Origin of the sequence: Arenimonas sp., assembly GCF_019459675.1 — a bacterium.
Taxonomy (GTDB): domain Bacteria; phylum Pseudomonadota; class Gammaproteobacteria; order Xanthomonadales; family Xanthomonadaceae; genus Arenimonas.
This window is the reverse complement of sequence record NZ_JAIBFH010000204.1, coordinates 1-5,607: the sequence shown is the minus strand read 5'-3', so window position 1 is coordinate 5,607 and position 5,607 is coordinate 1. Positions and strand designations below refer to the sequence as shown.

General features: G+C 69.0%; 6 protein-coding genes and 1 pseudogene. 2 read left to right on the top strand and 5 right to left on the bottom strand.

Translation table 11 applies throughout. The features are described 5' to 3' along the window. Window positions 1–703: zinc-binding dehydrogenase (locus K0M70_RS07005; protein ID WP_290780960.1), on the top strand; the 703-nt coding region annotated here is incomplete at its 5' end. 44 nt (window positions 704–747) lie between these two features. Here K0M70_RS07005 and K0M70_RS07000 read toward each other — a convergent pair. Then, on the bottom strand, window positions 748–1,230 hold the full coding sequence (locus tag K0M70_RS07000) for a hypothetical protein (RefSeq protein ID WP_290780958.1): 483 nt from the start codon (window positions 1,228–1,230) through the stop codon (window positions 748–750). 102 nt (window positions 1,231–1,332) lie between these two features. On the opposite strand from K0M70_RS07000, the gene K0M70_RS06995 reads away from it, so the two are divergent. Then, window positions 1,333–2,751, top strand: a complete 1,419-nt coding sequence (locus K0M70_RS06995) for a dihydrolipoyl dehydrogenase (protein WP_290780956.1) — start codon at window positions 1,333–1,335, stop codon at window positions 2,749–2,751. Window positions 2,752–2,754: 3 nt separating this feature from the next. On the opposite strand, the gene msrB is transcribed toward K0M70_RS06995, so the two are convergent. The 4 genes and pseudogenes from msrB to K0M70_RS06975 form a co-directional block, all read right to left on the bottom strand. Continuing rightward, window positions 2,755–3,198: a peptide-methionine (R)-S-oxide reductase MsrB gene (msrB, locus tag K0M70_RS06990; RefSeq protein ID WP_290780954.1), complete on the bottom strand. Its 444-nt coding sequence runs from the start codon at window positions 3,196–3,198 to the stop codon at window positions 2,755–2,757. A 71-nt stretch (window positions 3,199–3,269) separates the two neighbouring features. Further along, complete coding sequence (locus K0M70_RS06985; protein WP_290780952.1) at window positions 3,270–4,628, bottom strand: NAD-dependent succinate-semialdehyde dehydrogenase; 1,359 nt, start codon at window positions 4,626–4,628, stop codon at window positions 3,270–3,272. Between the two features lie 3 nt (window positions 4,629–4,631). After that, window positions 4,632–5,474, bottom strand: coding sequence for an ABC transporter permease subunit (locus K0M70_RS06980; RefSeq protein ID WP_290780950.1), 843 nt, complete (start codon window positions 5,472–5,474; stop codon window positions 4,632–4,634). Beyond that, a pseudogene (locus K0M70_RS06975) lies at window positions 5,471–5,607 on the bottom strand (putrescine ABC transporter permease PotH); the annotation flags it as partial. The gene K0M70_RS06980 and the pseudogene K0M70_RS06975, both read right to left, overlap by 4 nt.

Sequence of the window (5,607 nt, the reverse complement as noted above, 5' to 3'; positions counted from 1 at the left end):
CATCGACGGCTGCCAGGCCGAGTACGTGCTGGTGCCCGATGCCATGGTCAACCTGGCGCCGGTGCCCGATGGCTTGAGCGATGAACAGGTGTTGATGTGCCCGGACATCATGTCCACCGGTTTCGGCGGCGCCGAACGGGCAGGCATCCGTATCGGTGACGTGGTGGCCGTGTTCGCGCAGGGCCCGATCGGGCTGTGCGCCACGGCGGGCGCCAAGCTCAGCGGCGCCAGCGTGGTGATCGGCGTGGACCGGCTGCCCGACCGCCTGGCGATGTCAGGCAGGATGGGCGCCGACCACATGGTGGACAGCAGCAAGGTCGACCCGGTGGAAGAGATTCTTCGCCTGACCGGCGGGCGCGGCGTGGACGTCGCGATCGAGGCGCTTGGCACCCAGGCCACGTTCGAGGCCGCGCTTCGCGTGCTGCGCCCGGGCGGCACCTTGTCCAGCCTGGGCGTGTACTCCACCGACCTGACGATTCCGCTGGGCGCGTTCGCCGCCGGCCTTGGCGACCACCGCATCGTTACGTCGCTGTGCCCGGGCGGCAAAGAACGCATGCGCCGGCTAATGTCGGTGATCGAGGCTGGCCGGGTGGACTTCAGCGCCATGGTGACGCACCGCTACAAGCTCGACGACATCGAGGCGGCCTACGACCTGTTCAGCCACCAGCGCGACGGCGTGCTCAAGGTTGCGTTGACGCCGTGACCCGTGCGGCGCACGGGCACCCACGGGTCAGGCAGCACGTTGTTTCAGCCCGCCGGCGCGTCGCCCAGGAAGGCTGATGCGCTGGCGGCGGCGGCATCCACCGCGATCTTGGCGGACATCAGCTTGGCCTGGCTGGCGGTCAGCCCGGCCTGGGCGGCGTTGATCTCGGCGCGCACGGCGGTTACCGCCGCCGTGGCGGCGTCTGCGGCGGCGCGGTCAGCGTCCACCTGTTCACGCGTCACCTCGCCCCGGGCTGCCTGGGCTTCGGTGCCGGCAAGCTGCTTTTCGGCGTCCATCCGGGCCTGGTCGGCAAGCTCGAGGTTGCTGCGGGCGGTGGCCAGTTTGGCCTGCGCACCATCGAGCGAGATGCGCGCGGCCTGCACGGCCGATACGGCCGTCTCAAGCCGGGCCTGGACCTGGGCGCGCTGCCCCGGCGCGGCTTCCTGGGCCAGAGCGGGGGTTGCTGCGGCGCACAGCGCGATGGCAAGCAGCCAGGGTGCAGGGCGCCGAAAGGAGGTCATGTTCACGCGGGCTCCGGGTGCTGTGGTCTTCAGGTCCGAGTCTAGCGCCTGCCCACCCCGCCTCGCCAACCCTTGCCTGCATGCACCCGGATGGGGCAAAAGGAAGCAATGAAAAACATTGAAACGGTGGACGTTGCCATCATCGGCGCGGGATCCGCTGGGCTGGCGGCCCTGCGGCAGGTGCGCAAGCGCACGGAGAGCTTCGTCATCATCAACGACGGGGCTTACGGCACCACCTGCGCACGCGTGGGCTGTATGCCGTCCAAGGCGCTGATCGAAGCCGCGCATGCCTTCCACGCCCGCCGTCGGCTGGGCACCTTCGGCATCCGCGGCGGCGAAGCGCTGTCGGTGGACCTGCCGGCGGTGATGGCGCGCGTGCGCGAACTGCGCGACTTTTTCGTGGCCGGCGTGGTCAAGGCCACCGACGCGCTGGACGAACGCAGCATCGCCGGCCGGGCGCGCCTGCTGGGCGCCGGCCACCTGGCCGTGGGCGAGAGGGAGTTCCGGGCCAAGCGCATCATCCTGGCCCCCGGCTCGCACCCGATCGTGCCCGGGCCTTGGCGCGCGTTTGGCGACCGGGTGCAGACCAGCGACAGCATTTTCGAACTCCCCACCCTGCCCCCGCGCGTTGCCGTCATCGGCCTGGGCGCCATCGGCATCGAGTTCGCGCAGGCCATGGCGCAGCTGGGCATCCAGGTGACAGCGTTCGGCCGCGGCACTCGGCTGGCGGGCCTGACCGACAGCAAAGTGAATGCCGCGATGCGCGCCGTGCTCGACCAGCAGCTCACGCTGTGTACCGACGGCGACGCCGAGCTGAGCGAAGCCGAAGGCGGCATCGCCGTGAGCGCCGGCAACACCCGGGTGGTGGTGGACCAGGTGCTGGTGGCCATCGGCCGGCGGCCCAACCTGCAGGGCATCGGGCTGGCGTCGCTGGGCGTGGCGCTGGATGAGCGCGGCATGCCGCCCTGGGACCCGACCACCACGCGCATCGGCGACCTGGACGTGTTCCTGGCCGGCGACGCCAACGGCCACGCCGCGCTGCTGCACGAGGCGGCCGACGAAGGCTATATCGCCGGCTACAACGCCGTGGCCGATGACCCCACCTGTTTCGCACGCCGCACCCCGATCGGCATCGTGTTCGCGGAGCCGGGCATCGCCACCGTGGGCCAGCGCCACGCTGACATCGCGCCGGGCACGGCGTTCGAGGGTGAAGTGGACTTCAGCCGCCAGGGCCGCTCGCGCGTCGCGCAGCGCAACGTCGGCCTGCTGAGGATCTATGCCGCGCGCGAAGGCGGCAAGCTGCTGGGCGCCGAGATGTGCGCGCCTGCCGCCGAACACATGGTGCACCTGCTGGCGCTGGCCATTGGCCAGGGCTTGAGCGTGCAGGACCTGCTGCGCCTGCCCTTCTACCATCCCGTGATCGAAGAAGGCCTGCGCACCGCGCTGCGCGACCTGGCCAGCCACTACCCCATGGACCCGTCCGACCTCGCCTCTTGCCCGTCGTCCAAGGCCGAGGCGCTGAGCTGAGCCTCAGGCCGACTTCTTCAGCGACAGCGCGTTGATGCAGTAGCGCAGCCCGGTGGGCGCCGGGCCGTCGGGGAAGACGTGGCCCAGGTGGCCGCCGCAGGTGCTGCAGGTGTTTTCGATGCGCTGCATGCCGTGGGTGTTGTCGGCGATGTAGTCCACCACGTTGTCCTTCAGCGGCTGGGTGAACGACGGCCAGCCGCTGTGCGACTCGAACTTGGCCGTAGCGTCGAACAGCGGCGTGCCGCAGCCGGCACACTCATAGATGCCCGGCTCATGCAGGCCGCACATTTCGGAGCTGAAGGCGCGCTCGGTGCCGGCCTGGCGCATCACGCGGAAGGCGTCGTGGCCCAGCAGGGCCAGCCACTGGGCGTCGGTTTTCTCAACGCGGCGATCCGGTGCGGGATTGCCTTTCGAGGCGCGCTCGAGCGCGGTTTTCCAGGTGTGCATGCGGGGCTCCGGCTGCGGGGTATGCCCTCAATCTGGGGCCGCGGGCGGCCCCGATCAAGCGCCGAGGCGGATCAGTCCACGTACACCGTCTTGATGTTCATGAACTCGTGGATGCCGTGCTCGGCCAACTCGCGGCCATAGCCCGACGCCTTGGTGCCGCCGAAAGGCAGCCGAACGTCGCTGCGCACGATGGCGTTGACGAAGCAGGCGCCGGCCGCAATCCGCCGCGCAGCTGCCTCGCCGCGCGCCGCATCGCGGGTCCAGACGCTGGCGCCCAGGCCGAAGGCGGTGTCGTTGGCGATGCGCAGCGCGTCTTCCTCGTCCCGGGCGCGGATGACCGCGGCGACGGGGCCGAACAACTCTTCGTCATAGGCCGGCATGCCCGGCACCACGAAGTCCAGCACCGATGCCGGATACAGCGTGTCGCCCTCGCCCGGCTCACAGCCCAACAGCGGCCTGGCGCCCTTGGCGATGCTGGCCTGGACCTGCTTGTGCAGCTCGTCACGCAGGTCGGCGCGGGCCATGGGGGCCAGGCCGGTGTCATCGGACGACGGGTCGCCGGCGACCAGCCGCGCACTGGCCTGCACGAACCGGCTGACGAACGCATCGGCAATCGCGTCCACCACGATGAAGCGCTTGGCCGCGATGCAGGTCTGCCCGGCATTGCCAAAGCGCGACAGCACCGCCATGCGCACCGCCAGGTCGATATCGGCATCTTCCAGCACGACGAACGGGTCGCTTCCACCCAGTTCCAGCACGCACTTCTTGAGATGCTTGCCGGCCGTCGCCGCCACCGATCGCCCGGCCCGCTCGCTGCCGGTGAGCGTGACGGCCTTGATGCGTGGGTCGCCGATCACCTCGGCGGCCTGTTCACTGTCGATGTGCAGGACGGTGAACACGCCGGCCGGAACGCCCGCGGCGGTCAGCACGTCGGCGATGGCGTCGGCGCAGCGCGGCACGTTGGTGGCGTGCTTGAGCACCGCCACGTTGCCGGCCATCAACGACGGCGCGAGGAACCGGAACACCTGCCACAGCGGAAAATTCCAGGGCATGATCGCCAGCACCGCGCCGATCGGCTGGTAGCTGACGTAGCTGCGCGCGGCGTCGGTGCTGATGGCCTGGTCGGCCAGGTAGCGGCCGGCGTTGTCGGCGTAGTACTCGCAGCCTGCGGCGCACTTCTCGATCTCGGTCAGGGCCTCGCGGCGAAGCTTGCCCATGTCGCCGGTCATCAGCGCGGCGATCGCATCGCGCCGCACCCTCAGCACGGCCGCCACGTTGCGCAGGCAGGCGCCCCGGTCGGCCAGCGGCAGCGCCGCCCAAGCCGGAAACGCCCAGGCTGCGGCAGCCAGCGCCGCTTCGATGTCAGCCTTGCCCATGTTCTGGTACCGGCGCACTTCGCCGGTATAGGGGTCACGGTTCTCGATACTCATGCCTCAACCTTCCTGTAGCGCCATCTGCATGTCGCGCTGGCGCTTCTTCTCATCACGGGTCATCAGCCACCAGCCGATCACCGCGGCGATGGACACCGCCAGGATCATCAGGGTGGCCAGCGCATTGATCTTCGGGCTCAGGCCCAGCCGCACCGACGAGAACACCTTCATCGGCAGCGTGGTGGACGACGGACCCGACACGAAGCTGGCGATCACCAGGTCGTCCAGCGACAGCGTGAAGGCCAGCAGCCAGCCCGACACCAGGGCCGGGGCGATGATGGGCAGGGTGATGACGAAGAACACCTTCAGCCGGTTGGCGCCCAGGTCCATCGCCGCCTCTTCCAGCGACCGGTCCAGCTCGCCCAGCCGCGACGAGATCACCACCGTGACGAACGCCATGCAGAACGTGACGTGTGCAATCCAGATGGTGAGCATGCCGCGCTGCTCGCCGATGCCGATGATCGGCCCGATGGACACGAACAGCAGCAGGATGGACAGGCCGGTGATCACCTCGGGCATGACCAGGGGCGCCGTGATCAGCGCACCAAACAGAGTCTTGCCGCTGAAATCGCGGAAGCGCGTCATCACCATGGCCGCCATCGTGCCCAGCACCACCGACGCGCAGGCGGTCCAGAAGGCCACCTTCACGCTGACCCAGGCGGCCGCCATCATCTGCTGGTCGCGGAACAGCTCGCCGTACCACTTCACCGAAAAGCCCGACCACACCGTGACCAGGCGCGATTCGTTGAACGAATACACGATCAGGCTGAGGATGGGCGCATAAAGGAAGACGAAGCCCAGCACCAGCATCGTCAGCGTGAATTTCGAGTTTCGAGGCTGGCTCATGACAACCTCGACTCCATTTCCCTGGACTGGTAGCGGTGGAAGACCATGATGGGGATGATCAGCAGCGCCAGCATCACGATCGCCACCGCCGAGGCCACGGGCCAGTCGCGGTTGTTGAAGAACTCCTGCCACA

What these genes read in the sequence shown, in the direction of transcription:
- K0M70_RS06995 (WP_290780956.1), top strand. Translation starts at nt 1,333, where the DNA reads ATGAAAAACATTGAAACGGTGGACGTTGCCATCATCGGCGCGGGATCC.
- msrB (WP_290780954.1), bottom strand. Translation starts at nt 3,198, where the DNA reads ATGCACACCTGGAAAACCGCGCTCGAGCGCGCCTCGAAAGGCAATCCC.
- K0M70_RS06980 (WP_290780950.1), bottom strand. Translation starts at nt 5,474, where the DNA reads ATGAGCCAGCCTCGAAACTCGAAATTCACGCTGACGATGCTGGTGCTG.
- K0M70_RS06985 (WP_290780952.1), bottom strand. Translation starts at nt 4,628, where the DNA reads ATGAGTATCGAGAACCGTGACCCCTATACCGGCGAAGTGCGCCGGTAC.